The organism is Pseudomonas fluorescens (genome assembly GCF_018614775.1).
GTDB classification, from domain to species: Bacteria; Pseudomonadota; Gammaproteobacteria; order Pseudomonadales; family Pseudomonadaceae; genus Aquipseudomonas; species Aquipseudomonas fluorescens_BY.
The window spans coordinates 1-21,719 of record NZ_JAGGOF010000096.1 but is presented as its reverse complement, the minus strand read 5'-3'; the positions used below and the strand labels follow the sequence as shown (position 1 = coordinate 21,719).

The window sequence follows — 21,719 nt, the reverse complement described above, 5'->3', positions numbered from 1 at the left end:
AACTATCCTGACACCGGGGGTGGACTAGGAGATAGAGGCCATCGCCGTCGAAAAGCTTGTAGGCGCGGTCTGTAGGTTTTGCCAAGCGGCAAGCTGCGTCGGAGAGCGGAGCTGTGGTGCGCGACATAAGGGTACTCCCTTTTATCGAAGTGACCTGTATCCCAAACTCTACCCTTAAAACGGTTGGAATCCACCAGTTTCTGACGGAAACCGATGGAACACCAAAACGAAAAAACCCGCCAGAAGGCGGGTTTTTCGGGGGTTCCAGAGACTTTGAAAGCTTTCTATGGAACCTTGTATGGTGCCGGCACCAGGAGTCGAACCCGGGACCTACTGATTACAAGTCAGTTGCTCTACCAACTGAGCTATACCGGCGTGTGGGCGACGATTATAGCGGTTGGGCGCGTTCTGTAAACCCCTGAATTCTGACTATTTTTGCGCAGCGCCAGCTCAGGCGCGGTGGAGCAGGTTGCGCAGTTTGTTCAGGGCTTGCCAGGTTCGGCTGTTTTGGATGGCGTGGAGTTGGGCTTCGGCCTGTTCGGCGCGTTGCAGGGCGGCGATCAGTTGTGTGTGGGTGTCGTCGATGGGGTGGCTGAACTTGTGGCCTTTGCAGAGCTGGAAACCGTCGAGGTTGCAGGGCGGGATGTCGAAGGCGGGTTTGAGGGCCAGGTGTTCTTCGGCCAGGTAGTAGGTGTTGATGCCGTCGAACAGGATGGAGTGGTAGCCGGCACGGGTGACGAGGGTTTCCCAGGTCTGGTCGCGGGCCCAGGGGGTTTCGATGAGGATGATCCAGGGGCGCCAGCGAGTGAAGTCCATGCCGCGCAGCACGGTTTCTTCGTGGCCTTCGACGTCGACTTTGAGGAAGTGGATAGGGCGATCCTGAACGTGCTCCTCGCAGATTGAGGCAAGGGTGCGGGAGTGGACGGTCTGGGTGCGTACGTCCATGCCGGCGTCGCGGTGTTGTTGGGCGACGTTGGCCTCGACGGTGGACAGCCCGGTATCGGCAATGGTGTAGAAGGTCAGGCTGTCGGCGTTGTCGCCGGCCACGCATTGCAGGTTGATGTCGTTGGGGCGTTGTTGGCAGAGCGCGTCGTAGTAGGCCTGCACCGGCTCGATGTTGATGCCGCGCCAGCCGTGGTCGTAGAACGCCCGGGTGACGGAATCATCTGTCGGATGGTTGGCGCCGACATCCAGGTAAAAGCCGTTTTCCACCGTTTGAAGGGCGCGCCACAGGCGTATGTCTTCGAAGTTCTGTGCGTAGGAAATGAACGTCACGGCCAGTCCTTGATTGTGTCGGCAGGGTGTCAATCACGATACATTCGTTGTTTGTATAGCACGGGCAGGCTGGAGGCAATGAATGCGGCCGGGGAGCACTGAATTCGGCGGTTATGTCGTTTTGCTCAGACGCTTATGCACAACGGAAAGGACGCAGCCGCTTGAACCTTGCGTTTTTGTGACCGCGTTCTCGTTTGGTCGCAAATGCCTGTTTTCATGGTTTTTTATCCATGTGAACAAAAAATGATCACCGGGGATTCGGTCAGGAAATCGCGGATTTCTTGGAGCCGCGCAGATTCCATCAACAGAGTTATCCACAGGCTGTTTCGTCTCAGTAACGCTCTGCCAGCAACATCAGGTTTCGCGGTGTCAGGGGCATTTCGCAGAAAGTACCGAGGCGTACGTCGTAGCCTTTTTGGGTGAGGAAAAGCGCCCGGTCCAGTACCAGCCAAAGCTCCAGCGGGCGTCGGAAAAGGCCTCGCACCAGTTCAAGGTTGCGCACTTCGGCCAAGCGTTGATGGCCCGCAGCTTCCAGCGCGGCCCAATCAGGCGCGCCGACTGTGGATAAGTCTTTCAAGGCTGCCAGGTCGATGCAGTATTGGGCGAAGGATTTTTCCAGCCAGGCATTGGGCAATGAGGGGGTCGGCAGGTAGTCGTCGCGCCCGCGGACTTGCCGTTGCAGCAGGTCGAAGCCCAGGCGTCGGGCCATGGACTGGTCTCGTTGCCTTCGCACCCGTGCACCAGCGGTGACGGTTTCAGTCAGTGGCAAGCTGAGATCGTCGAGGGAGAGCTGCAGGGCAGAGCCTTTGGCGGCGTCGGACAGCGGTTGATAGTGCTTGGCGCTGATGCGGTTGTAGCAGCAGGGGGCGATAGCCAGTTGCGCGCAGCCGACCGCGCTGGCCAATTGCATCAATCGCACATGCAGGTCACCGCAGGCATGCAAGGCCACCGGTGTGTTTTCAGGGTGGATCGCTTGGGCTGCGTCCGCCGCCAGCACGTCTTGGCGCAAGTGCGTTATAGGCAGGCGATGGCGTTGGCTCAGTTGTTGGCCGCTGGCGACCAGTGCCGCGTCGTACTCCAGGCAGGTCAGTTGTTGTTCGCCGTGCAGCAGGCGTCGACCGAGATGGCCTTTGCCGGCGCACCAGTCCAGCCAATGGGTCGGTTCGGTGGTGAAGTTCAAGCAACTGGCGAAGGCTTCGATCTGCTGCCACTTGCGCCCGGGCACGTCGACGTTGAGGCGATGGGCGGGGGCTTGCAGCGCTTTGGCAGCCAATTGCCCGATTGCACTCAACGCGCGAGAGGTGGCAGCCAATTCCGGGAAGGGGTCTGGCGCGTCCGCAATCAGCCAGGGCTGATGGTGGTCGTGTTCTGCAGCCTCCAGGGAGCGCTGGCGTAGCCATTGGGCCAAATCCGGGTAGGAAGTTTCCCAAGGTAGCTGCAGATGGGTGAACAGACGCGGTTTCCACAAGGCTTGGTGCGCCGTGAGAAACGCGTCCAGCGCGGTGAAGCGGGCGAGCAGTGCTTCGCCCGTCAGCACACCGCTGTCAGCGTCCTTGGCAGGCATCGACGCGCAACCAGCGCTCCAGCTGCTTGAAGCCTTGCACCAGCAGGAACGCCATTAGCAGGTAAAACATGCCGGCGGCGAAGAAGATCTCCACGGGCAGGTAGGTCCGGGCAATGATGGTGCGGGCCATGCCGGTGAGCTCCAGCAAGGTCACGGTGCTCGCCAGGGCACTGGCCTTGAGCATCAGGATCACTTCGTTGCTGTAGGCCGGCAGGCCGATCCGCGCGGCACGGGGCAGCATGATGTAGAACAGCGCCTTGGGCCGCGACATGCCCAGGGCCCGCGCGGCTTCGATCTCGCCGCGAGGGATGGCCTGTATCGCGCCGCGCAGGATCTCGGCGATGTAGGCGGCCGTGTGCAGGGTCATGGTGACGGTGGCGCACCAGAACGGGTCCCGCAGGTACGGCCACAGCGCGCTGCTGCGCACGGCATCGAACTGCGCCAGGCCGTAATAGACCAGGAACAGTTGAACCAGTAACGGTGTGCCACGGAAAAAGAAGATGTACGCGTAGGGCAAGGCCCGCACGTACCACAGGCGCGAGGAGCGGGCGATGCCGAGTGGAATCGCTAGCAATAGGCCGGCGATCACGGCGATGGCCACCAGTTCCAGGGTCAGGGTCGCGCCCTGGGCCAGTTTTGGCAGCCACTTGAGGATGACTTCCCAGTTCATTGGGTGCTCCTGATAAAACCACGACCGGCGCGTCGTTCCAGCAGGTGCATGCCGACCATGGCGAGTACCGTCAGGCCCAGGTACATGAACGCGGCCACCATATAGAAGGTGAACGGCTGTTTGGACACGGTGACGCCGATTTGCGCGTGGCGCATGATTTCTTCCAGGCCGATCACCGAGACCAGCGCCGTGTCTTTCATCAGGATCATGAACAGGTTGCCCAGGCCAGGCAGGGCGATACGCCACATCTGCGGCATGATCAACCGGGTAAAGATCCGCCACTTCGACAGGCCCAGGGCGGCGCCGGCTTCACGATGGCCCTTGGGAATCGCCAGGATCGCACCGCGAAACACTTCCGTGGCGTAGGCGCCAAAGCACAGCCCCAAAGCGATAACGCCAGCGGCGAAGGCGTTGAGGGCCAGGTCAGGATTGCCCAGGTATTCGCCCAGCGCGCGCATCAGGTTGACGGTGCCAAAGTAGATCAGCAGCACCCAGAGCAATTCCGGGATGCCGCGAACCAGTGTCGAGTAAGTGCCGCCAAGCCATTGCAATGGCTTGTAGGGCGAAGTCTTGGCCAAGGCGCCGAGCAGGCCGAGCAGCAGCCCCAGGCACAAGGCCGAGAGTGCCAGCTTGACGGTCATCAGTGCGCCGGCGGCAAGCGCCGGGCCGAATCCGTAGAGATCGATCATCATGGGTGTGTGTTCATATCGCGGCAGGCTTTGCTAAAGGCCGGCGCTGCGGTGCAGCAGCGCCGGCCAGGCACGTCAGCATCAATAGATGTTGAACGGGAAGTACTTGTCGTTGATCTTTTTATAGGTGCCGTCGGCGACGATTTCCTTGAGCGCGGCGTTCAGCTTGTCGCGCAGTGGGTCACCCTTGCGCACGGCGATGCCGATCTTGTCACTTTCCACCACCGGGTCGCCCTTGAACTCGTAGGCGCGGCCGGCATCAGTTTTCAGCCAGTCGTAGTTCACGTACTTGTCCGCCAGGATCGCGTCGACGCGGCCGGAGGTCAGGTCCAGGTAAGCGTTTTCCTGGGTGTCGTAGAGCTTGGCGGTGATATCGCTGCCCAGTTCGTCTTCCAGCCAGGTGCCGGCCAGGGTGGCGCGCTGGGCGCCGATGACCTTGCCTTTGAGGGAGTCTTTATCGGTTTTGAATTCGACGTTTTTCGCCGCGATGAATTGCAGTTTGTTGGAGTAGTACGGGTCGGTGAAGTCCACGGCCTGCTTGCGCTCTTCGGTGATCGACAGCGAGGAGATCAGGAAGTCGAATTTCTTGGCCTTGAGGGCCGGGATGATGCCGTCCCAATCGGAAGTTTCCACTCCGCATTCGACTTTCATCTTGGCGCACAGGGCGTCGCCGATGTCTTTGTCGAAGCCCACGACCTGACCGCTGGCGTCCTTGTTGTTGAACGGCGGGTAGGCCGCTTCGATGCCCATCTTCAGCTTATCGGCCGCCATGGCATTGGCCGAGAACACCAGGCTGGCGGCAGCGGCCAAAAGAAACTTCTTATAAATCTGCATATGTACTGCTCCGTTAGCGGTTGCTGGACATGAATTGTTTGCAGCGCGCCGAAAGCGGGTTTTCGAAGACCTGCTGTGGCGTTCCTTGTTCCTCGACCAGGCCCTGATGAAGGAACACCACTTCGCTGGAAACCTGACGGGCGAAACCCATTTCGTGGGTCACCAGCAGCATGGTGCGACCTTCTTCGGCCAAGGCGCGAATCACACTAAGTACTTCCTGGACCATTTCCGGGTCAAGGGCGGAGGTGGGCTCGTCGAACAGAATCACCTTGGGTTGCATCGCCAGGGTGCGGGCGATGGCGGCGCGTTGCTGCTGGCCGCCAGAGAGTTCGGCAGGATAAGCGTGGCGCTTGTCAGCGATGCCGACCTTGGCCAGGAGGGCTTCGGCGACTTCGATGGCTTCGGCCTTGCTCTGGCCGAGCACTCGGCGCGGGGCTTCGATGATGTTGTCGAGCACGCTCATGTGCGGCCACAGGTTAAAGTTTTGAAACACAAAACCAATCTCGCTGCGCATGCGGTTGATCTGTTTGCCGTCGGCGGCCACCAGTTCACCGTTTTTAGCGGCCTTGAGCTTGAGCGCTTCGCCGGCCACCAGGATCTCGCCCTGGTTGGGGTTCTCCAGCAGGTTGATGCAACGCAGGAACGTCGACTTGCCGGAGCCGGAGGAACCCAGAATCGAGATCACGTCGCCGTCGCGGGCGGTCAGCGAGACGCCCTTGAGCACCTCCAGCTGGCCGTAGCGTTTGTGCAGGTTGCGGATTTCAAGCGCGGGCGTGGCCTGGGCCATGTGCGGTCCTCATGGTGTGTGCTCCCTTGCTGTTGGCTGCCTTCCATGGCGAGGCGGCCAAGCTAGCACGCGTCCGAAGGGTCGCCAACAGCGCTACGGGGGGTAAACCGGTGATGCGCGGCAGGTTGTCGCATCGGCACAGCAGACTGTCGCGCCATCAACAACCGAACGGCCGTTTGAACCCTGTTTACCGGTGAAAATCCCGGGGGAGTCGCGTAAAAAAAGGCGCGATGGTGCCAGCTTTGGGCGGGGGTGGGAAGGGTTGATTGGATGAGCGTAACCGCAATTTGCAGACGGTCCGTTTATGCCTCCAGATCGTCCAAGCTATGTCCTAGCGGCGTGCGTCAGATCCCCGACCTTGCCGCAGAGGTCCAATCCTCAACGCGCAGTCCGGGGACTCTCTCGAATTCCTTCAAATTGTTGGTCACTACTATCAGTCCGCGTGAACGGGCATGACCTGCAATCATCTGGTCATAGGGACCGATCGGTTTTCCTATTTTTGCCAGTTCGGCCCGGATCATTCCGGTATGTGCTGCCGCTTCATAACAAAAAGGTAAAACCTCAAGGCGAGCGCAGAATCCTTCAATCACTCCGAGATTTTTCTCAGGGGCTGATGACTTTTCTGCGCCGTAGATCAACTCCATCAGCGTGACGGCGCTAATGCAAAGCTGGCCGTGGTGAAGATTGAACGCTTCTCTCACAACCTGCGGTTTGTTCTTGATGGTGAAAATACAGATGTTGGTATCGAGCATGAATTTGATCATCAGAACGACTCGCGCTCCTGCTCTGAAGGCTGCTCACGCTCTGTCATAAAGTCCGCTGTCACGGTATCTCCCTCGAACCAGCTATCCCACGCTTCGCCGGCTGGCGTGATGATGCGGGTTCTGCCTATGGCAATCACATCTACACGCTTGACGTCGTTTGGCATTGCCACTGCTTTGGGAAGCCGGACCGCTTGACTGCGGTTGCTCATGAAAAGGGTGGTTTGTTCCATCAGCAATCCTCCTCGAAACCAGATTCAAGCATAGGGCGAGTTAGGGATATGTCAATGGGATATACACTGTTGCGACGAAGCGTTCACCCTTTACGAAAGCGATACTTCCAATCGATCTAAACCTACGTACTGACCCAGAATCAAACGAGACGAATGTGGAGCTGTTCTTCGCAGCCGGGGAGTCCTCGCCATGAAAATTGTCCATTACGTCTTGTGGTTGCCCTTCATCGTCGCTGGCGCGCTGCTGTTTCCCATCATGCTCAATGCCACCAACCTCGCCCCCATAGACAACACGGGCGTGCAGGTTCAACCGCTGCAGCAGAACGGAATTACATATCTATCCGGTGGTATCGGCGAAGATGAAGCCCGCGCCATCGGGCAGGCCCAGGGGTATAACCTGCACATGACCTTTGCGATTGGCGTGGAAAACAAATACGTCCCGGACGTGGATGTCACCGTCCAGAGCGCATCGGGGCAAACCCTGTTGACGCTGGACGGAGCGGGGCCGCTGGTTTACGTGCAACTGCCACCCGGCAAGTACACCGTGGTGGCGTCACGTAATGGTGAGGAGCGTCGCGACACCACCGAGGTCGGCAGCGGGCCCCCACGCAACCTGGTGTTCCATTGGAACGGTGGCGAATAGCCGATTGGCTTATTCGCCGGCTAGCTCTTCCATCGACTGGCGATACCGGTCCAGCGCCTCGCTGAAGTCCTGGATGAATTCCGGGGTGCTGAGCCAGCGCTGCGCCGCCTCGCGGTCCATGTCGTCGACCCACATGCGGTAATCCACCAGCATGTCGGCAGCCAGGTTGGTGGCCGCCATGCTTTCGTTCTCGGCGTTCTTCAGGTCAAGCAGGCCTGGGCGTTCGCTGATCAGCACGCTCATGGACGCAAGCAGCGTATCGAGCATTTCACTGCGGCTGACTGCCTCGGCTTCGCGCAGCTTGGCGAACAGCTCCAGTACGTAGACCGGCGGTTGCGCAGTGGCGTGGGCCGGGTCGCCATACATCGGGATGGATTTACGCCCGGTCATGCGGATCTGTTTGGCTTTGTCTTTGGCGCGCTTGGCGCGTTTTTGCTGCTTGTTCAATGAGGCCATTGGGCTTCGGTTTCCAATTTGTTAAGGGGCGGTGCCTGGCTCAGTCGATTTTCGGCACGGTAAAGCTGAATTCGCTGCCCTTGCCTGGCTGGCTTGCGGCGTGCAGTTTACCGCCATGGGCTTGGATGATGCCCTGGAAAATGTGCAACCCTGGCCTGGCATCCCCTGTCACCCCTCTGGTACTGGGCTCGTTGGTGTGTTCTCCAGTCGCGCCCTTTCACGATCCAGCGCCTGGCGCAGTTCCTCCTCCGTTGGCAGGACCAACTGGTACTGGCTGGCGAACAGCTGTTCGTTACCCTGCAAGACGGAATAGCGCACCACCGATTCGTCTTTCTGGGCGCAAAGGATGATGCCGACGGTGGGCTTGTCGCCGGGGTTGCGTTTCAGCTCGTCGTAGAGACGCACGTACATGTCCATTTGCCCGATGTCCTGGTGGCTCAGTTCGCCGCGCTTGAGGTCGACAATCACAAAACACTTGAGCAGGTAGTTGTAGAAGACCAGGTCGAGGTAGAAGTCCTTGCTGTCCGTGCTGATGCGCTGCTGGCGAGCGATGAAGGCGAAGCCCTTGCCCAGTTCGAGAAGGAAACCCTGCAACTGGTCGATCAATGCCTGTTCCAGGTCGGTCTCCAGCAGGATGCCGGCATTCGGCAGCCCGAGGAACTCCAAGACAACGGGGTCCCTGACGATATCCCTGGGACCGAGATCAATCTCCTTGAGCCTGGCGGCCGCCTCCTCCTTCACCGCGGGCTGATCGCGGCTCGCCAATAAGCGCTCGTAGTAGAACGTGCCGATCTGGCGTTCCAGGGCGCGGGTTGACCAGTTCTGGCTGGCGGTTTCGTGCATGTACCAATGGCGGGCTTTGTCATTCTCTACGCGCAGCAGCGTGCGGTAATGGGTCCAGCTCAATTCGGTACGCACTGCGTTCCAAATCTGGAATGTCTGATAGAAGTCGCGCATGTGCCGCAGGTTTCGTTCATCAAACCCTTTCCCAAACCTCGTCGTAAGCTCTATTGCCAGTGTCGGCAACAAGCGCTTTCCATAAGCAGCCCGCTCGGCACCTCCCTGTTCGAATTCGACGATATGTCGGCCAATCTGCCAGCAGGTTTGTACTTGCAGGGTATCAACAGCGCGCAACACCTTCTGGCGTGCCTGCCGGATCAGTTCGCCCAGTTCGCTGATCAGTGGAGCAAGGGTCGGGTCGTCTTGGGGGATAAGTGAGCTCATCGAATTTCAACCGGAGTGGTGGGCGGTCCAAGAGGATGCTCCACGCGGCGCTTCGATGATGCCGGACGAGGCTGATAGATCGGGAGGAAATGCTTTGGATTCGTGCAGGAACGGTATGAGGCGGTACCCGGCCGCTTGCCCTTGGCTTGTAGGATCTATCCGAAGAGGTTGTAAGCATGCAGATGTGCAGCGATGAGGCTGATCAACCCGACGCGCGCAACCTTCTTGAGCCGGCGTGAAATCAGCCTGGATTCTGCGTCAGGGCCTGGGAGGCGGCGACGTAGTCAGCCTGGAACTGCGGGCTTTCCACCCAGTCCAGGGCGGTTTGCTCATCGACACCCGTGGTCAGGCGGCGATATTCGATCAGGGCGGTAAAGATGAAGTCGGTGGCTTCTTCCTCACCTTCCTGTTCCAGCACGAGGGCTAGCAGTGGATGTTCGAGGAAGACCGTGCACATGGCCTGCTGGCTGAGCTTTTCGGCGGCGCGCATGGCCTCGAACAGCTCCGACAGATCCACCGTCTCCAGATCGATGCGCTCATCGTTCGGGTCAAGGAAATCGTTCGGTGCAGCGGCACGTTGAACCCGGTTCTGCTTGGCTTTTGCCTTGGCGCGCTGGTTGCGTTTCTGCTGTTTGTTCACCGATGCCATGGGCCGGGTTCCTGACCTGAAAATAAGGTCGCCTATCCTACAGCTTCAAGGCGCACGCTTCGACGTTCAATCCACCACGAACAACGTGGCACCCAGCGAAGTGGATGAGCGATGAGGTTCGGCCTGGTCGGCCACCTGATAGCTCATGCCGGACTTGAGCACGAACTGCCGCCCATCCTCCAGTTCGGTGTTCAACTCGCCCTTCAGGCAAAACAGGATATGACCCTTGGTGCACCAGTGATCAGCCAGGTAGCCCGCCGTGTACTCCACCATCCGCACCCGGATGTTCCCGAACTGCCGGGTGCGCCAATACGCCGTGCCGGTGACGCCTTTGTGTTCGGTGGGCTCGATGGTTGACCAGTCGGTGGTGCCGAAGGGGATGCCGGTGATGTCCATGTCGACTCGTTTGTTGGGGGGTGAAGCAACGAGGGTCGAATGTAGCTGAGTCTGCTGGTGGGAGGAAGGGGGTAGTCCGACAGAGTACATTGGCGATTGTTGATGACGGTTACATCTGTTCCTGGTGAGCAGCCTGATGGGCTAGCCAGCCATGGATGTAGCTCAGCACCTGCTCTGTTCCCTGCTCTGTTTCCACCAGCTCGATGGGCCGGTGGCCGTTCAAGTGACTATTGGGTTGCTCCATCCACTTAAACGTCTTGCCGCGATCTCCTCGGATGGGGATAACCAAATCAAGGACCTTGCTTAGCAAATCGGGGCGTGCATACCAGGACTCCGGTTTTACCGTGGCTTTTCGTCCGGGAATTACGCGGGGTCTGACACGCCGCAAGCTCTGCATGAGTGATATGAGTACGTTTCCAATGAGCAAGTTCGGCAAGCTCGGTATTTGGGATTCGCTCCCGGTTGGTTGTTGGAACGACAAGGCCCACCCTGACGGTCGTAAACTTACGGATCATCTGCAGCGCCGGAGCAATGTCTGTGTCGTTCGTGACAACAACGGCGTGATCAATCGCGCCAGTAATTGCATCGTGATACACCTGCAGAGACAGGTTCACATCGCTCTGCTTTTCTTCAACTTTCCAGGCCTGTATTTCCTCGCATTCGCGCGGAGGACGGCTTGGATTGCTGGCATCGACGACTTTTACCTTCAATCGGTTAACGGCGTAATAGCCTTCCACTAATTCGATGCGGTCTTGGTACAGCTTGCGCAGGGCGGTGTGATAACGGGCTTGAGATGAAACTGAGTCCGGAGCCCGCGCCACGGTTTCAATGATTTTGGCCGTGAAAAATTTTATCGAGGGACAGGTTAGCAACACTGATCGCCTGACGAGATTGTTTCTGTCCTTGATCAACGCTGACGGCAAGACGTGTTTTTCGAAAAGTGCCAGTGGGTCCAGCCATTTGTACGCGGTCCCCTTCAGGCAACCGTAGTAGAAGTTGTAGCCATCGATGTAGACACGGGTGCGCAGAGGTTTGAACTCGGGCGATCCCTGCATGTTTCAATGCTCCAGAAACGAAAAAACCGGCTTGCGCCGGCTTTTTCCCCCTCCAACCAGATGGTCAGGCCACGCCGGTCAAGAGGGTTAGTTGTTGGGGGCAGTATTACGCAGATTCTGCGTGTGATGCAAATATCACTGCGAAGGAAGCAGACGTGATCCCTGGTTGGGGCAGTGCCTTCGACAACGCCATCGCGGCGTAAGGTGAGGCAGAGCTTAATCGCTCGTGATGCGCTGATCAAAGACGGAAACTGGCTGCAACACTTAAGCTGGTTAGACGTTGAGGGCGTCCCAACGGTAAGCAACGAGCCGAGCTGGCAAGGAAAGAAACCCCAGACAATAAAAAACCCCGATCAATTGCTTGATCGGGGTTTTCGGTATTTGGTGCCCAGAGACGGAATCGAACCGCCGACACGGGGATTTTCAATCCCCTGCTCTACCGACTGAGCTATCTGGGCAACGGGGCGCATTAAACGGGTTTTTCGGGGGGGCGTCAAGCACGTTAGCAAAAAATATTTAATTATTACCGTCGCTTACGATCCGCCCCCGGTCCGGACAGCTTATTCGGACGGCGGCACGTAGCCTTCGGCCTTGGCGTAATCTTCGCCGGAAAAGAACTTGTCCATTTCGCCTTGAAGGTATTTGCGGTCTTCGGCGTTCATCATGTTCAGGCGCTTTTCGTTGATCAGCAGGGTCTGGTGTTTCTGCCAGTCGCCCCAGGCCTTGGCCGAGACGTTGTCGTAGATGTCCTGGCCCTTGGGGCCCGGGAACGGTGCGCGTTCCAGGCCGTCCAGTTCTTCTTTGTACTTGCGGCACATGATGGTGCGGGTCATTGCAACTCTCCTGCGTTCAATACGGCGGCCGCGCGTTCGAGCAAGGTCTTGACCGGGGCGGCGAGGCCCAGGCGCGGCGGGGTGGCGAGGTTATACCAGAGCCAGTCGGCCTCGGCCACGTGGTGGCCGGTTTCGCGGACCCGGACCAGCCAGGGTTCGATGGCCAGCTGAAAATGGCTGAAGGTGTGCACCAGGCTCGGCAGTTCCTGTTGGTTGCCGAGTTCCAGCGAGTGTTGCAGGGCCAGGTGTTGCAGGTCGTCGAGATCATCGAGTTCCGGCAGGCTCCAGAGGCCGCCCCACAGACCGGTGGAAGGGCGACGGTAAAGCAGGATCGCGCCTTCGCGGTTGGCCAGCATCGGCATCAAGGTGCGCTTTTTCGGCACCTCCTTGCGTGGCTTGGGAATCGGGTAGCGGGTTTCCAGGCCAAGCATATGGGCCTCGCAACCCTTTTTCAGCGGGCAGAGCAGGCAACTGGGTTTGCTGCGGGTACAGAGGGTGGCACCCAGGTCCATCATCGCCTGGGTGTAGGCGTTGACCCGGTCCTGGGGCGTGAAGCGCTCGGCGGTGGCCCATAGCTGTTTCGCCACCTTGGGCTCGCCCGGGTAGCCTTCCTGGGCGGTGAAGCGCGCCAGCACCCGCTTGACGTTGCCGTCGAGGATCGGCGCTCGCAGGCCCATGCTGATACTGGCGATGGCGCCGGCGGTGGACAGGCCGATCCCCGGCAGCTCGGTAAGCCTTTCCACATCCCGGGGAAATTCGCCGCCGTATTGGTCGACGACAATCCTGGCGGTTTTCTGCAGGTTGCGCGCACGGGTGTAGTAGCCCAGCCCGGTCCACAGATGCAGGACTTCGTCCTCGGGTGCGGCGGCCAGGGCCTGGACCGTGGGCAGCGAGGCCATGAACCGGTCGAAGTAACCGAGCACGGTGCTGACCTGGGTCTGCTGCAACATGATTTCCGAGACCCACACCCGATACGGGTTGATGCCCTGTTGCCAGGGCAGATCGTGGCGCCCGTGGCGGTCAAACCAGTCCAGTACGGCGCTGGAGAATTGCTCGGCGGTCATCGCTTGAACAGCCCCTTGAGCGCGTTTTTCAACTCAGGGCTGACCTTGTCGCCCAGCTTTTCGTCGATCTTGTCTTCGAGGCGCTCGCCAGCGAGTTTCGCTGCGACCTTGCCCATCCCCTCGTTGTCCAGGCGGCAGGCCTTCGCGCCCAGTTCCAATGGGCCGCGGCAGCGCAACGGCCATTCGATATCGACGTAGCGTTCGTTGACCTGGCAGGCCGGGTCGGGCATGTCGCTCTTGTCGCCTTCGACGATGATGCCGACACGGTAATCCATGCCCAGCACCCGTAGATCGATGTCGCCGTTGCCGTTGACTGTCATGCCGGGGATGCGCACTTTCAGGTCAGGGTTGCTGGCCACGCCATTGTGGAACGTGAGGTTGCCGTTGAGTTGCTGGAACGGCGTGTCCTTGCCCCTGGGTTCACCGCTGAGGGCCTTGCGATTGAGCGTGGCGATGCCTTTGCACAGTTGCTGTTCGAGGTTGGCATTGAGCAGCACGCCGTCGTTGATGACAAACCCGGCGTTGCCGTTGAGGCTGTCGATCAGGGCTTTCTGGCTGTTGCCGCTGGCGGTCACCGCGCTGTTGAGCGTGACCAGCCCTTTGACCGGCGGATTCTTGCCCTGGCTTTCAATGATCTTTTCGGCCGGAACCCGATTGATGCGGGTCTGCAGGCTCAACTGCGGCGTGGGCTGGCGTAAGTCCAGGGTGCCCTTGGCCTCGAAGTTGCCGCTGTACAGGTCGCCTCGCAGGTTTTCCAGGGTCAACAGGCCACCCTGGCCCGTGGCCTTGAGCGCGGCGTTCTGGATCGGCAGGTTGTCGAGGGGCAGTTGGCCGAAGGTCAGGTCGGCATCGAGGTCCAGCTTGCTCAGGCGTTCCACCGGGAACAGTCGGTCGTTGCTCCAGGCGCCTTGGGTCGGAGCACTCGGCAGCGGGGTGGTGCCGGCGCCGGCCATGGCGCTGGCCTCGGTGTTGCTGACTTCAACCTCACGGGCCGCCTTGGAACTGTCGGCCTCGGCAGACTTTGGCGGCAGGTAGCGATCGACGTTGAAGGTGTCGGCCTTGAGCTGCGCACGCAGGGACTGCTTGGCGAAATCCTCCACGGCGATACGTCCGCTGAAGCTGCTGTCATCGACCTTCAGGTTGATGTTGCTGAATTCGACACTGCTCGGCGTGCCGGCGATGCGGCTGACCAGCTCGACCTTGCTCAGGCTGCCTTCAGCCATGGCGGGGAGTTTCTGGCCGACGCTGTCGACAAATTTCGCCAGGTCGAACTGGGCAATCGAAAGGCCGCCGTTGAGTTGTGGGGTCTTGTCGAGGTCATTGACCTTCAGTTCACCCAGGGCGCGTAGTTGGTTGAGGGACAGCTTGATGCCGGTCCACTCGGCAACGTTTGCCGCCTTGTCGAGGAGCAGTTGGCCTTGGGCGGCGAAGTTCAGCGACTTGCCTTGCAAGGGATCGCCCGTGGCTTCACCGGACAGTTTCAGGTCTTCGAACCTGTAGCGTTGCAGTGCGCGCTCGAAGCGCAGCTCGCCGGTGATCTCGGTGCGCACGCGCACTGCGGGCTGGTTGCTGGACAGGAAGGCGGTGAGGGTGACCGGGATGTTGGTGGAGTCGTGGACCGCGCCGGTGCTCAGCTGGATACTTTCGGCGGTGAACTGCTTGCCGGTCTGTTCATCGGTGTATTCGACCCGGGCGTTGTTCACAGTCAGGCTGTCGATGTCCAGGCGGGTCGGCTGGGCCGGTTTTTCGGTCGGGGTGGTGGGCGGTGCAGGCTGTTCAGCCGATGTCGGTGCGTTCACCGTGGTCGTAGCGGCGGGCACCTTGCCAATGTCTTCCCAGTTGCCGTGACCGTTCTCGTCACGGTTGAGTCGCAGGTTCAGGCCTTCGACCCGTACATCGCTCATCTGCACTTCCTTGCGCAGCAGCGGCAGCACCCGGACCGAGAGGCCGAGCATCTGCAGGTCGGCGAAAGGTTGTTTCGGATTCGCCAGGGTCGCCACGCTGGCTTCGTGCAATTCCAGCCCCAGCCATGGAAACAGGCTCCAGCCGATGTCGCCATTGAGGGTCAGCTCAATGTGGGCTTTGTCGCGGGCTATCTGGCGGATCTCTTCCTTATAGTCGTTGGGATCGAAGAGGTGGGTCAGGGCGAAGCCCAGCGCCACAATGATCAGCAACAGCCCGAGAAGTACCAGACCCAGGATTTTGCCGAACGCTTTCATGGGCGAATCCTTATAGGTTGAGTTCAAAATTCAGCCTGGGAGTATAACGCTGTGAATTGGTGGTGCGTTGGCTGATCGTTGGTTGAGGCTTTCGTACAGCAACAGCCCTTGAAAACAGGCTTCTGAAAAATAAATGATTAGCACCCTACAGAAACCGGGCACAGGTGCGATAAGACAGGTGACATGAAAAAGGTGATATCACTTTGGCTTTTCTGTCACGAGCAAGTGGTAACCTTTGCCTGTTCGCCGTCGTTTTGCGACTTGATGTCGCAGCCAATGGAGCTTCACCAGAAAATACAGCCATGCCTGCGTGCAATGAAGGCTGAGGGTGATGCGTGGCTGGCGAATCATTCTAATAACTGGGGGATTCACAATGAGCACGAGCATCACGGCCGGCGGCATCGCCGACCAGCCTGCGTTCCTCTCCAAGGAACGCATCATCGCCAAGTCCGGTTTCAACCGCTGGCTGGTTCCACCGGCCGCGCTGGCCATTCACCTTTGCATCGGCATGGCCTACGGCTTCTCGGTGTTCTGGTTGCCGCTGTCCAAGGCCTTGGGGGTGACCAAGCCAGTGGCCTGTGCACCGGACATGAGCTTCATCTCGCAAGTCTTTTCGTCCCAATGCGACTGGCCGATCTCGATGCTCGGCTGGATCTACACCCTGTTCTTCATCTTCCTCGGTTGCTCGGCAGCCATCTGGGGTGGCTGGCTTGAACACGCCGGGCCACGCAAGGCCGGCGTTGTATCGGCGTTGTGCTGGTGCGGTGGCCTGCTGATTTCCGCGTTGGGTATCTATACCCACCAGATCTGGCTGATGTGGGTCGGTTCCGGCGTGATCGGTGGTATCGGCCTGGGCCTGGGCTACATTTCTCCGGTTTCGACCCTGATCAAGTGGTTCCCGGACAAGCGTGGCATGGCCACCGGCATGGCGATCATGGGTTTCGGCGGCGGCGCGATGGTCGGTGCACCGCTGGCGGCGGCGCTGATGAGCCATTTCGCTTCGCCAACGGGCGTAGGCGTGTGGCAGAGCTTCCTGGTCATGGCAGCGATCTACTTCGTGTTCATGATCGGTGGCGCCTTGTCGTATCGCGTTCCGCCGACTGGCTGGAAGCCTGAAGGCTGGACCCCGGCGCCGAAGAAAGCCGCGAACGCGATGATCACCCATCGCCACGTTCACGTGAACGTCGCCTGGAAAACCCCGCAATTCCGTCTGGTATGGCTGGTGCTGTGCCTGAACGTTTCAGCCGGTATCGGCATCATCGGCATGGCTTCGCCACTGTTGCAAGAAGTGTTCGGCGGCAAGCTGCTCGGCAACGACTTGCCTTTCGGCCAGTTGGACGCTACCCAACTGGGCCAGATTGCAGCCATCGCGGCCGGCTTCACCGGTCTGCTGAGCCTGTTCAACATCGGTGGACGGTTCTTCTGGGCATCCTTCTCGGATTACCTGGGCCGTAAAAACACTTACTTCGTGTTCTTCGCCCTGGGTGTTGCCCTGTACGCGCTGATCCCGAACCTCGGTCACCTGGGCAGCATTGCACTGTTCGTGGCGGCGTTCTGCATCATCCTGTCGATGTACGGCGGCGGTTTCGCCACTGTACCGGCCTACCTGGCGGACCTGTTCGGTACGCAAATGGTTGGCGCTATCCACGGTCGCCTGTTGACCGCCTGGGCAGCAGCCGGCGTGCTGGGTCCGGTACTGGTGAACTACCTGCGTGAATATCAACTGAGCATCGGCGTTGAACGTGCCGCGGCCTATGACATCACCCTGTACATCCTGGCCGGCCTGCTGGTGCTGGGTTTCCTGTGCAACCTGATGGTTCGCCCGGTCGCCGACAAATACTTCATGACCGACGCCGAACTGGCCGCCGAACAGGCGCTGGGCCATGACAAGGGGGCCGACAGCAGCACCTCGCTGGAATGGAAAGCCGCACCGGGCACCAAGCCGCTGGTGATCGCTGCCTGGCTGGTGGTGGGCATTCCGTTGGCGTGGGGCGTGTGGGTGACCCTGCAGAAGACGGCGGTGTTGTTTCACTAAGCAATATCGAGGTGATCCCGGAACCATCGGTTTCGGGTGAACCCTGTGGGAGCGAGCCTGCTCGCGATGAGGGCGTGTCAGTCGGCATCTTTGCTGCTGACACGCCCTCATCGCGAGCAGGCTCGCTCCCACATTTGTTTCTGGCGATGGCAACCATCTGCGTCCATCGCTTGTACGGACATGTCTAGCGCCGACAGGATAGGAAACAGCCCGTCAGTGATATCACCTCTCGTGTTTCTGTTTGCCGCTCGCGCCCCTATAATGGCTGCCTTTTTCGCCCAATGATTTTGCGGAGCTGGTGATGGCCGAACGTAAGGCGTCTGTCGAGCGCGACACTCTGGAAACCCAGATCAAAGCCTCGATCAACCTGGATGGCACCGGAAAGGCCCGGTTTGATATCGGCGTGCCTTTTCTTGAGCACATGCTGGACCAGATCGCCCGTCACGGGCTGATCGACCTGGACATCGTCAGCAAGGGCGACCTGCATATCGACGACCACCACACAGTGGAAGACGTCGGCATTACCCTGGGACAGGCGTTCACCCAAGCCATCGGCGACAAAAAGGGCATCCGTCGCTACGGCCATGCCTATGTGCCGCTCGATGAGGCGCTGTCACGGGTGGTCATCGACTTCTCCGGTCGTCCGGGCCTGCAGATGCACGTGCCGTACACCCGCGCGACCGTCGGCGGCTTCGACGTTGACCTGTTCCAGGAGTTTTTCCAGGGCTTCGTCAACCACGCCAACGTGACGCTGCACATCGACAACCTGCGCGGGCACAACACCCACCACCAGATCGAAACCGTGTTCAAGGCGTTCGGCCGCGCGTTGCGCATGGCTGTTGAGCTCGATGACCGCATGGCCGGGCAGATGCCCTCGACCAAGGGCGTCCTGTAATGCAGACGGTTGCGGTTATCGATTACGGCATGGGCAACCTGCACTCGGTGGCCAAGGCCCTCGAGCACGTAGGCGCCGGCAAGGTGTTGATCACCAGCGATGCCGACGTGATTCGTGAAGCCGACCGGGTGGTATTCCCCGGCGTTGGCGCGATTCGCGATTGCATGGCGGAGATTCGCCGCCTGGGCTTCGACTCGCTGGTCCAGGAAGTCAGCCAGGACCGTCCGTTCCTGGGCATCTGCGTGGGCATGCAGGCCTTGCTTGAGCGCAGCGAAGAGAACACCGGTGTCGATTGCATCGGTATGTTCCCGGGCCAGGTAAAGTTTTTCGGCAAGGACCTGCATGAAGGCAACGAGCACCTGAAAGTCCCGCACATGGGCTGGAATGAAGTGAAGCAGGCGGTGGATCACCCGCTGTGGCACAACATCCCGGACCTGGCGCGCTTCTACTTCGTGCACAGCTACTACATCGCGGCCGGCAACGCGCGGCAGGTGGTGGGCAGCGGTCACTATGGCGTCGATTTCGCCGCGGCCCTGGCCGACGGTTCGCGCTTCGCCGTGCAGTTCCACCCGGAGAAGAGCCATACCCATGGCCTGCAACTGTTGCAGAACTTCGCCGCGTGGGACGGTCGCTGGTAATGGCCCGCAAGAAACCGCCCATCCTGACCCTCACGCCTGAACAGGAGAGTGAAGCGAACCGCAAGATCCAGCGGTTCATGGAGGAGCGTTTCGAACTGGACCTCGGTTCGTTCGAAGCGGCGGAAATTCTTGACCTGTTTACCCGCGAAATAGCTCCGCATTACTACAACAGGGCGATTTTCGATGTGCAGGCGCACCTTAAAGAAAGGTTCGAAAGCATTGAAAGCGACTTGTGGGCTCTAGAAAAGAGCAGCTGAAAGCTTCCAGCCTCAAGCTGCAAGAATTGAAACGCGGCCTGCTTGCAGCTAATAGCTTGCAGCTTGCAGCTCTTTGACGAAGGAAAAGCATGCTCATTATCCCCGCTATCGATCTGAAGGACGGCGCTTGCGTACGTCTGCGCCAGGGCCGGATGGAAGACTCCACGGTATTCTCCGATGACCCGGTGAGCATGGCCGCCAAGTGGGTGGAGGGTGGTTGCCGTCGCCTGCATCTGGTCGACCTGAACGGTGCCTTCGAAGGGCAGCCGGTCAACGGCGAAGTAGTGACCGCGATTGCCAGGCGTTATCCGAACCTGCCGATCCAGATCGGCGGCGGCATCCGCTCCCTGGAAACCATCGAGCACTACGTCAAGGCCGGCGTGAGCTATGTGATCATCGGCACCAAGGCCGTGAAAGAGCCGGAGTTCGTCGCCGAAGCCTGCCGCGCCTTCCCGGGCAAGGTCATCGTTGGCCTGGACGCCAAGGACGGTTTCGTCGCCACCGACGGTTGGGCCGAAGTCAGCACCGTGCAGGTGATCGACCTGGCCAAGCGCTTCGAGGCGGATGGCGTGTCTGCCATCGTCTACACCGACATCGCCAAAGACGGCATGATGCAGGGCTGCAACGTCCCGTTCACCGCTGCCCTGGCGGCGGCCACGAAGATTCCGGTCATCGCCTCCGGCGGCATTCATAACCTGGGCGACATCAAGGCGCTGCTCGACGCCAAGGCGCCGCGCATCATCGGGGCGATCACCGGTCGCGCCATCTACGAAGGCACGCTGGATGTCGCTGAGGCCCAAGCCTTCTGCGATGCCTACAAAGGCTGAGGACTTACCATGGCGCTGGCCAAACGCATCATCCCTTGCCTGGACGTGGACAACGGCCGGGTGGTCAAGGGCGTCAAGTTCGAGAACATCCGTGACGCCGGCGACCCGGTGGAAATCGCCCGTCGCTACGACGAACAGGGCGCGGACGAGATCACCTTCCTCGACATCACGGCCAGCGTCGACGGCCGCGACACCACGCTGCACACCGTCGAGCGCATGGCCAGCCAGGTGTTCATCCCGCTGACCGTGGGCGGTGGCGTGCGTACCGTGCAGGACATCCGCAACCTGCTCAACGCTGGCGCGGACAAGGTGTCGATCAACACGGCGGCAGTGTTCAACCCGGAATTCGTCGGTGAAGCGGCCCAGCGCTTTGGCTCGCAGTGCATTGTCGTCGCCATCGACGCGAAGAAGGTGTCGGGCCCGGGCGAAACCCCGCGCTGGGAAATCTTCACCCACGGCGGCCGCAAGCCTACCGGTCTCGACGCCGTTGAATGGGCGAAGAAGATGGAAGGCCTGGGTGCCGGTGAGATCCTGCTGACCAGCATGGACCAGGACGGCATGAAGAACGGCTTCGACCTGGGCGTCACCCGCGCCATCAGCGACGCCTTGGGCATTCCTGTGATCGCCTCCGGTGGCGTCGGCAACCTGCAGCATCTGGCCGACGGCATTCTGGAAGGCCATGCCAGCGCGGTGCTGGCGGCGAGTATTTTCCACTTTGGCGAATACACGGTGCCGGAAGCCAAGGCCTACATGGCGCAGCGCGGTATCTGCATTCGCTGATTGCTGGACACCATGGCGGGCCCGAGGCACTCTTGGGCACACCATGGATTGCGGTAGCCTCACATGCTCAAACGCCTCGTTCTTGCCTTTGCCGGTGCCACCTTGCTGCTCGCAGGCGCCGCCCGCGCCGCGGATACATCGCTGGTGCTGCTGACGGAAAACTTCCCGCCGTACAACATGGCCAAGAACGGCAAGAACTTCGCCCAGGACGAGAACATCCATGGCATTGCCGTGGACATCGTCCGCGAAATCTTCAAGCGCGCCGATATCAGCTACAGCCTGACGCTGCGTTTTCCCTGGGAGCGCATCTACAAGCTCGCCCTGGAGAATCCCGGCTACGGGGTGTTCGTCACGGCGCGGCTGCCAGAGCGTGAAAAGCTCTTCAAATGGGTCGGCCCGATCGGCCCGGATGACTGGATCATGCTCGCCAGGGCGGACAGCAAGATTACCCTCGACTCGCTGGAGCAGGCGCGCCAATACAAAATTGGCGCCTACAAGGGTGACGCGATTGCCGAAACCCTTGGCAAGCAAGGGCTGAACCCGATTGTTGTGCTGCGCGATCAGGACAACGCCAGGAAACTGGTCAACGGTCAGATCGACCTGTGGGCCACCGGCGACCCGGCCGGACGCTACCTGGCGCGCCAGGAAGGCGTGAGTGATCTCAAGACCGTCTTGCGATTCAACAGTGCCGAGTTGTACCTGGCCCTGAACAAGGACGTGCCCGATGACGTGGTCGTCCGGCTGCAGAAAGCCCTGGATGAACTGCGCCAGGAAGGCGCGGTGGACGCGATCATGGCGCGGTATCTCTGAGAGATTCGCCGGCTGACCTGGCCCCATCGCGAGCAGGCTCGCTCCCACATTGGCAGCGGGGAGCGCATTATTTGCAGGCACCTCTGGCCCCTGTGGGAGCGGGCTTGAACTGGCCTAATGATTTT

At 60.0% G+C, this 21,719-nt stretch carries 25 protein-coding genes and 2 tRNA genes; 8 read left to right on the top strand and 19 right to left on the bottom strand.

The window, feature by feature from the left end; genetic code table 11:
- Positions 1-299: 299 nt before the first annotated feature.
- The 9 genes from J7E36_RS21855 to vapB form a co-directional block, all read right to left on the bottom strand.
- Positions 300-375: transfer RNA gene (locus tag J7E36_RS21855), tRNA-Thr, on the bottom strand.
- A gap of 75 nt (positions 376-450) precedes the next feature.
- On the bottom strand, positions 451-1,275 hold the full coding sequence (locus J7E36_RS21850; RefSeq protein WP_215007715.1) for an FkbM family methyltransferase: 825 nt from the start codon (positions 1,273-1,275) through the stop codon (positions 451-453).
- Positions 1,276-1,606: 331 nt separating this feature from the next.
- Complete coding sequence (locus tag J7E36_RS21845) at positions 1,607-2,839, bottom strand: methyltransferase (RefSeq protein WP_215007712.1); 1,233 nt, start codon at positions 2,837-2,839, stop codon at positions 1,607-1,609.
- Entirely contained in the window at positions 2,820-3,509 is a 690-nt protein-coding gene (locus tag J7E36_RS21840; protein WP_215007709.1) for an ABC transporter permease, read from the bottom strand. Before J7E36_RS21840 ends, J7E36_RS21845 begins: the two co-directional genes overlap by 20 nt.
- A complete protein-coding gene (locus J7E36_RS21835) occupies positions 3,506-4,201 on the bottom strand; it encodes an ABC transporter permease (RefSeq protein WP_215007706.1) in 696 nt (231 codons plus the stop codon). Before J7E36_RS21835 ends, J7E36_RS21840 begins: the two co-directional genes overlap by 4 nt.
- Positions 4,202-4,279: 78 nt before the next feature.
- Positions 4,280-5,032, bottom strand: coding sequence for an ABC transporter substrate-binding protein (locus J7E36_RS21830; protein ID WP_215007704.1), 753 nt, complete (start codon positions 5,030-5,032; stop codon positions 4,280-4,282).
- 13 nt (positions 5,033-5,045) lie between these two features.
- Positions 5,046-5,819, bottom strand: coding sequence for an ABC transporter ATP-binding protein (locus J7E36_RS21825; protein ID WP_215007701.1), 774 nt, complete (start codon positions 5,817-5,819; stop codon positions 5,046-5,048).
- Positions 5,820-6,163: 344 nt separating this feature from the next.
- Entirely contained in the window at positions 6,164-6,583 is a 420-nt protein-coding gene (vapC, locus tag J7E36_RS21820) for a type II toxin-antitoxin system tRNA(fMet)-specific endonuclease VapC (protein ID WP_215007698.1), read from the bottom strand.
- On the bottom strand, positions 6,583-6,813 hold the full coding sequence (gene vapB, locus J7E36_RS21815) for a type II toxin-antitoxin system VapB family antitoxin (RefSeq protein ID WP_215007695.1): 231 nt from the start codon (positions 6,811-6,813) through the stop codon (positions 6,583-6,585). Before vapB ends, vapC begins: the two co-directional genes overlap by 1 nt.
- Before the next feature lie 190 nt (positions 6,814-7,003).
- Here vapB and J7E36_RS21810 point away from each other — a divergent pair, with 190 nt between their 5' ends.
- Positions 7,004-7,456 (top strand): carboxypeptidase regulatory-like domain-containing protein, encoded by a 453-nt coding sequence (locus J7E36_RS21810; protein WP_215007692.1) that lies wholly within the window; start codon positions 7,004-7,006, stop codon positions 7,454-7,456.
- 9 nt (positions 7,457-7,465) lie between these two features.
- Here J7E36_RS21810 and J7E36_RS21805 read toward each other — a convergent pair whose 3' ends face one another.
- The 10 genes from J7E36_RS21805 to J7E36_RS21765 form a co-directional block, all read right to left on the bottom strand.
- Complete coding sequence (locus J7E36_RS21805; RefSeq protein ID WP_215007689.1) at positions 7,466-7,912, bottom strand: hypothetical protein; 447 nt, start codon at positions 7,910-7,912, stop codon at positions 7,466-7,468.
- A gap of 168 nt (positions 7,913-8,080) precedes the next feature.
- A complete protein-coding gene (locus J7E36_RS21800) occupies positions 8,081-9,136 on the bottom strand; it encodes a PDDEXK nuclease domain-containing protein (RefSeq protein ID WP_215007686.1) in 1,056 nt (351 codons plus the stop codon).
- A 241-nt stretch (positions 9,137-9,377) separates the two neighbouring features.
- Positions 9,378-9,785 carry a hypothetical protein gene (locus tag J7E36_RS21795; protein ID WP_215007683.1) on the bottom strand — a complete coding sequence of 136 codons (408 nt, stop codon included), beginning with the start codon at positions 9,783-9,785 and terminating at the stop codon, positions 9,378-9,380.
- 66 nt (positions 9,786-9,851) lie between these two features.
- Positions 9,852-10,181 carry a DHCW motif cupin fold protein gene (locus tag J7E36_RS21790; protein WP_215007680.1) on the bottom strand — a complete coding sequence of 110 codons (330 nt, stop codon included), beginning with the start codon at positions 10,179-10,181 and terminating at the stop codon, positions 9,852-9,854.
- 109 nt (positions 10,182-10,290) lie between these two features.
- Positions 10,291-10,425 (bottom strand): MbcA/ParS/Xre antitoxin family protein, encoded by a 135-nt coding sequence (locus J7E36_RS25385; protein WP_269216596.1) that lies wholly within the window; start codon positions 10,423-10,425, stop codon positions 10,291-10,293.
- Positions 10,426-10,471: 46 nt separating this feature from the next.
- Positions 10,472-11,236, bottom strand: a complete 765-nt coding sequence (locus tag J7E36_RS21785; RefSeq protein WP_269216595.1) for an NYN domain-containing protein — start codon at positions 11,234-11,236, stop codon at positions 10,472-10,474.
- A gap of 382 nt (positions 11,237-11,618) precedes the next feature.
- Positions 11,619-11,694, bottom strand: a tRNA-Phe gene (locus J7E36_RS21780).
- 102 nt (positions 11,695-11,796) lie between these two features.
- Positions 11,797-12,069, bottom strand: coding sequence for an oxidative damage protection protein (locus J7E36_RS21775; protein ID WP_215007677.1), 273 nt, complete (start codon positions 12,067-12,069; stop codon positions 11,797-11,799).
- Positions 12,066-13,133: an A/G-specific adenine glycosylase gene (gene mutY, locus J7E36_RS21770; RefSeq protein WP_215007674.1), complete on the bottom strand. Its 1,068-nt coding sequence runs from the start codon at positions 13,131-13,133 to the stop codon at positions 12,066-12,068. Before mutY ends, J7E36_RS21775 begins: the two co-directional genes overlap by 4 nt.
- Positions 13,130-15,352, bottom strand: coding sequence for an AsmA family protein (locus J7E36_RS21765; RefSeq protein WP_215007671.1), 2,223 nt, complete (start codon positions 15,350-15,352; stop codon positions 13,130-13,132). The genes mutY and J7E36_RS21765 overlap by 4 nt, the downstream gene beginning before the upstream one ends.
- 373 nt (positions 15,353-15,725) lie before the next feature.
- On the opposite strand from J7E36_RS21765, the gene J7E36_RS21760 reads away from it, so the two are divergent.
- The 7 genes from J7E36_RS21760 (at position 15,726) to J7E36_RS21730 (ending at position 21,594) form a co-directional block, all read left to right on the top strand.
- Positions 15,726-17,387: an OFA family MFS transporter gene (locus tag J7E36_RS21760; protein WP_215007668.1), complete on the top strand. Its 1,662-nt coding sequence runs from the start codon at positions 15,726-15,728 to the stop codon at positions 17,385-17,387.
- Positions 17,388-17,688: 301 nt separating this feature from the next.
- Positions 17,689-18,282, top strand: a complete 594-nt coding sequence (gene hisB / locus J7E36_RS21755) for an imidazoleglycerol-phosphate dehydratase HisB (protein WP_024778052.1) — start codon at positions 17,689-17,691, stop codon at positions 18,280-18,282.
- Entirely contained in the window at positions 18,282-18,920 is a 639-nt protein-coding gene (gene hisH, locus J7E36_RS21750) for an imidazole glycerol phosphate synthase subunit HisH (protein ID WP_215007665.1), read from the top strand. The genes hisB and hisH overlap by 1 nt, the downstream gene beginning before the upstream one ends.
- Entirely contained in the window at positions 18,920-19,177 is a 258-nt protein-coding gene (locus tag J7E36_RS21745) for a DUF2164 domain-containing protein (protein WP_215007663.1), read from the top strand. The genes hisH and J7E36_RS21745 overlap by 1 nt, the downstream gene beginning before the upstream one ends.
- Positions 19,178-19,266: 89 nt before the next feature.
- Positions 19,267-20,004: a 1-(5-phosphoribosyl)-5-[(5-phosphoribosylamino)methylideneamino]imidazole-4-carboxamide isomerase gene (gene hisA, locus J7E36_RS21740; RefSeq protein WP_215007661.1), complete on the top strand. Its 738-nt coding sequence runs from the start codon at positions 19,267-19,269 to the stop codon at positions 20,002-20,004.
- Positions 20,005-20,013: 9 nt separating this feature from the next.
- Positions 20,014-20,784 (top strand): imidazole glycerol phosphate synthase subunit HisF, encoded by a 771-nt coding sequence (gene hisF, locus J7E36_RS21735; protein WP_186658496.1) that lies wholly within the window; start codon positions 20,014-20,016, stop codon positions 20,782-20,784.
- Positions 20,785-20,847: 63 nt separating this feature from the next.
- Entirely contained in the window at positions 20,848-21,594 is a 747-nt protein-coding gene (locus J7E36_RS21730; RefSeq protein ID WP_215007659.1) for a substrate-binding periplasmic protein, read from the top strand.
- Positions 21,595-21,719 lie beyond the last annotated feature (125 nt).

Excerpts from the sequence above, each read along its gene's own strand:
- J7E36_RS21845 (WP_215007712.1), bottom strand. The coding sequence starts at position 2,839 with ATGCCTGCCAAGGACGCTGACAGCGGTGTGCTGACGGGCGAAGCACTG.
- J7E36_RS21840 (WP_215007709.1), bottom strand. The coding sequence starts at position 3,509 with ATGAACTGGGAAGTCATCCTCAAGTGGCTGCCAAAACTGGCCCAGGGC.
- J7E36_RS21835 (WP_215007706.1), bottom strand. The coding sequence starts at position 4,201 with ATGATGATCGATCTCTACGGATTCGGCCCGGCGCTTGCCGCCGGCGCA.
- J7E36_RS21830 (WP_215007704.1), bottom strand. The coding sequence starts at position 5,032 with ATGCAGATTTATAAGAAGTTTCTTTTGGCCGCTGCCGCCAGCCTGGTG.
- J7E36_RS21825 (WP_215007701.1), bottom strand. The coding sequence starts at position 5,819 with ATGGCCCAGGCCACGCCCGCGCTTGAAATCCGCAACCTGCACAAACGC.
- vapC (WP_215007698.1), bottom strand. The coding sequence starts at position 6,583 with ATGATCAAATTCATGCTCGATACCAACATCTGTATTTTCACCATCAAG.
- vapB (WP_215007695.1), bottom strand. The coding sequence starts at position 6,813 with ATGGAACAAACCACCCTTTTCATGAGCAACCGCAGTCAAGCGGTCCGG.
- J7E36_RS21810 (WP_215007692.1), top strand. The coding sequence starts at position 7,004 with ATGAAAATTGTCCATTACGTCTTGTGGTTGCCCTTCATCGTCGCTGGC.
- J7E36_RS21805 (WP_215007689.1), bottom strand. The coding sequence starts at position 7,912 with ATGGCCTCATTGAACAAGCAGCAAAAACGCGCCAAGCGCGCCAAAGAC.
- J7E36_RS21800 (WP_215007686.1), bottom strand. The coding sequence starts at position 9,136 with ATGAGCTCACTTATCCCCCAAGACGACCCGACCCTTGCTCCACTGATC.
- J7E36_RS21795 (WP_215007683.1), bottom strand. The coding sequence starts at position 9,785 with ATGGCATCGGTGAACAAACAGCAGAAACGCAACCAGCGCGCCAAGGCA.
- J7E36_RS21790 (WP_215007680.1), bottom strand. The coding sequence starts at position 10,181 with ATGGACATCACCGGCATCCCCTTCGGCACCACCGACTGGTCAACCATC.
- J7E36_RS25385 (WP_269216596.1), bottom strand. The coding sequence starts at position 10,425 with ATGGAGCAACCCAATAGTCACTTGAACGGCCACCGGCCCATCGAGCTG.
- J7E36_RS21785 (WP_269216595.1), bottom strand. The coding sequence starts at position 11,236 with ATGCAGGGATCGCCCGAGTTCAAACCTCTGCGCACCCGTGTCTACATC.
- J7E36_RS21775 (WP_215007677.1), bottom strand. The coding sequence starts at position 12,069 with ATGACCCGCACCATCATGTGCCGCAAGTACAAAGAAGAACTGGACGGC.
- mutY (WP_215007674.1), bottom strand. The coding sequence starts at position 13,133 with ATGACCGCCGAGCAATTCTCCAGCGCCGTACTGGACTGGTTTGACCGC.
- J7E36_RS21765 (WP_215007671.1), bottom strand. The coding sequence starts at position 15,352 with ATGAAAGCGTTCGGCAAAATCCTGGGTCTGGTACTTCTCGGGCTGTTG.
- J7E36_RS21760 (WP_215007668.1), top strand. The coding sequence starts at position 15,726 with ATGAGCACGAGCATCACGGCCGGCGGCATCGCCGACCAGCCTGCGTTC.
- hisB (WP_024778052.1), top strand. The coding sequence starts at position 17,689 with ATGGCCGAACGTAAGGCGTCTGTCGAGCGCGACACTCTGGAAACCCAG.
- hisH (WP_215007665.1), top strand. The coding sequence starts at position 18,282 with ATGCAGACGGTTGCGGTTATCGATTACGGCATGGGCAACCTGCACTCG.
- J7E36_RS21745 (WP_215007663.1), top strand. The coding sequence starts at position 18,920 with ATGGCCCGCAAGAAACCGCCCATCCTGACCCTCACGCCTGAACAGGAG.
- hisA (WP_215007661.1), top strand. The coding sequence starts at position 19,267 with ATGCTCATTATCCCCGCTATCGATCTGAAGGACGGCGCTTGCGTACGT.
- hisF (WP_186658496.1), top strand. The coding sequence starts at position 20,014 with ATGGCGCTGGCCAAACGCATCATCCCTTGCCTGGACGTGGACAACGGC.
- J7E36_RS21730 (WP_215007659.1), top strand. The coding sequence starts at position 20,848 with ATGCTCAAACGCCTCGTTCTTGCCTTTGCCGGTGCCACCTTGCTGCTC.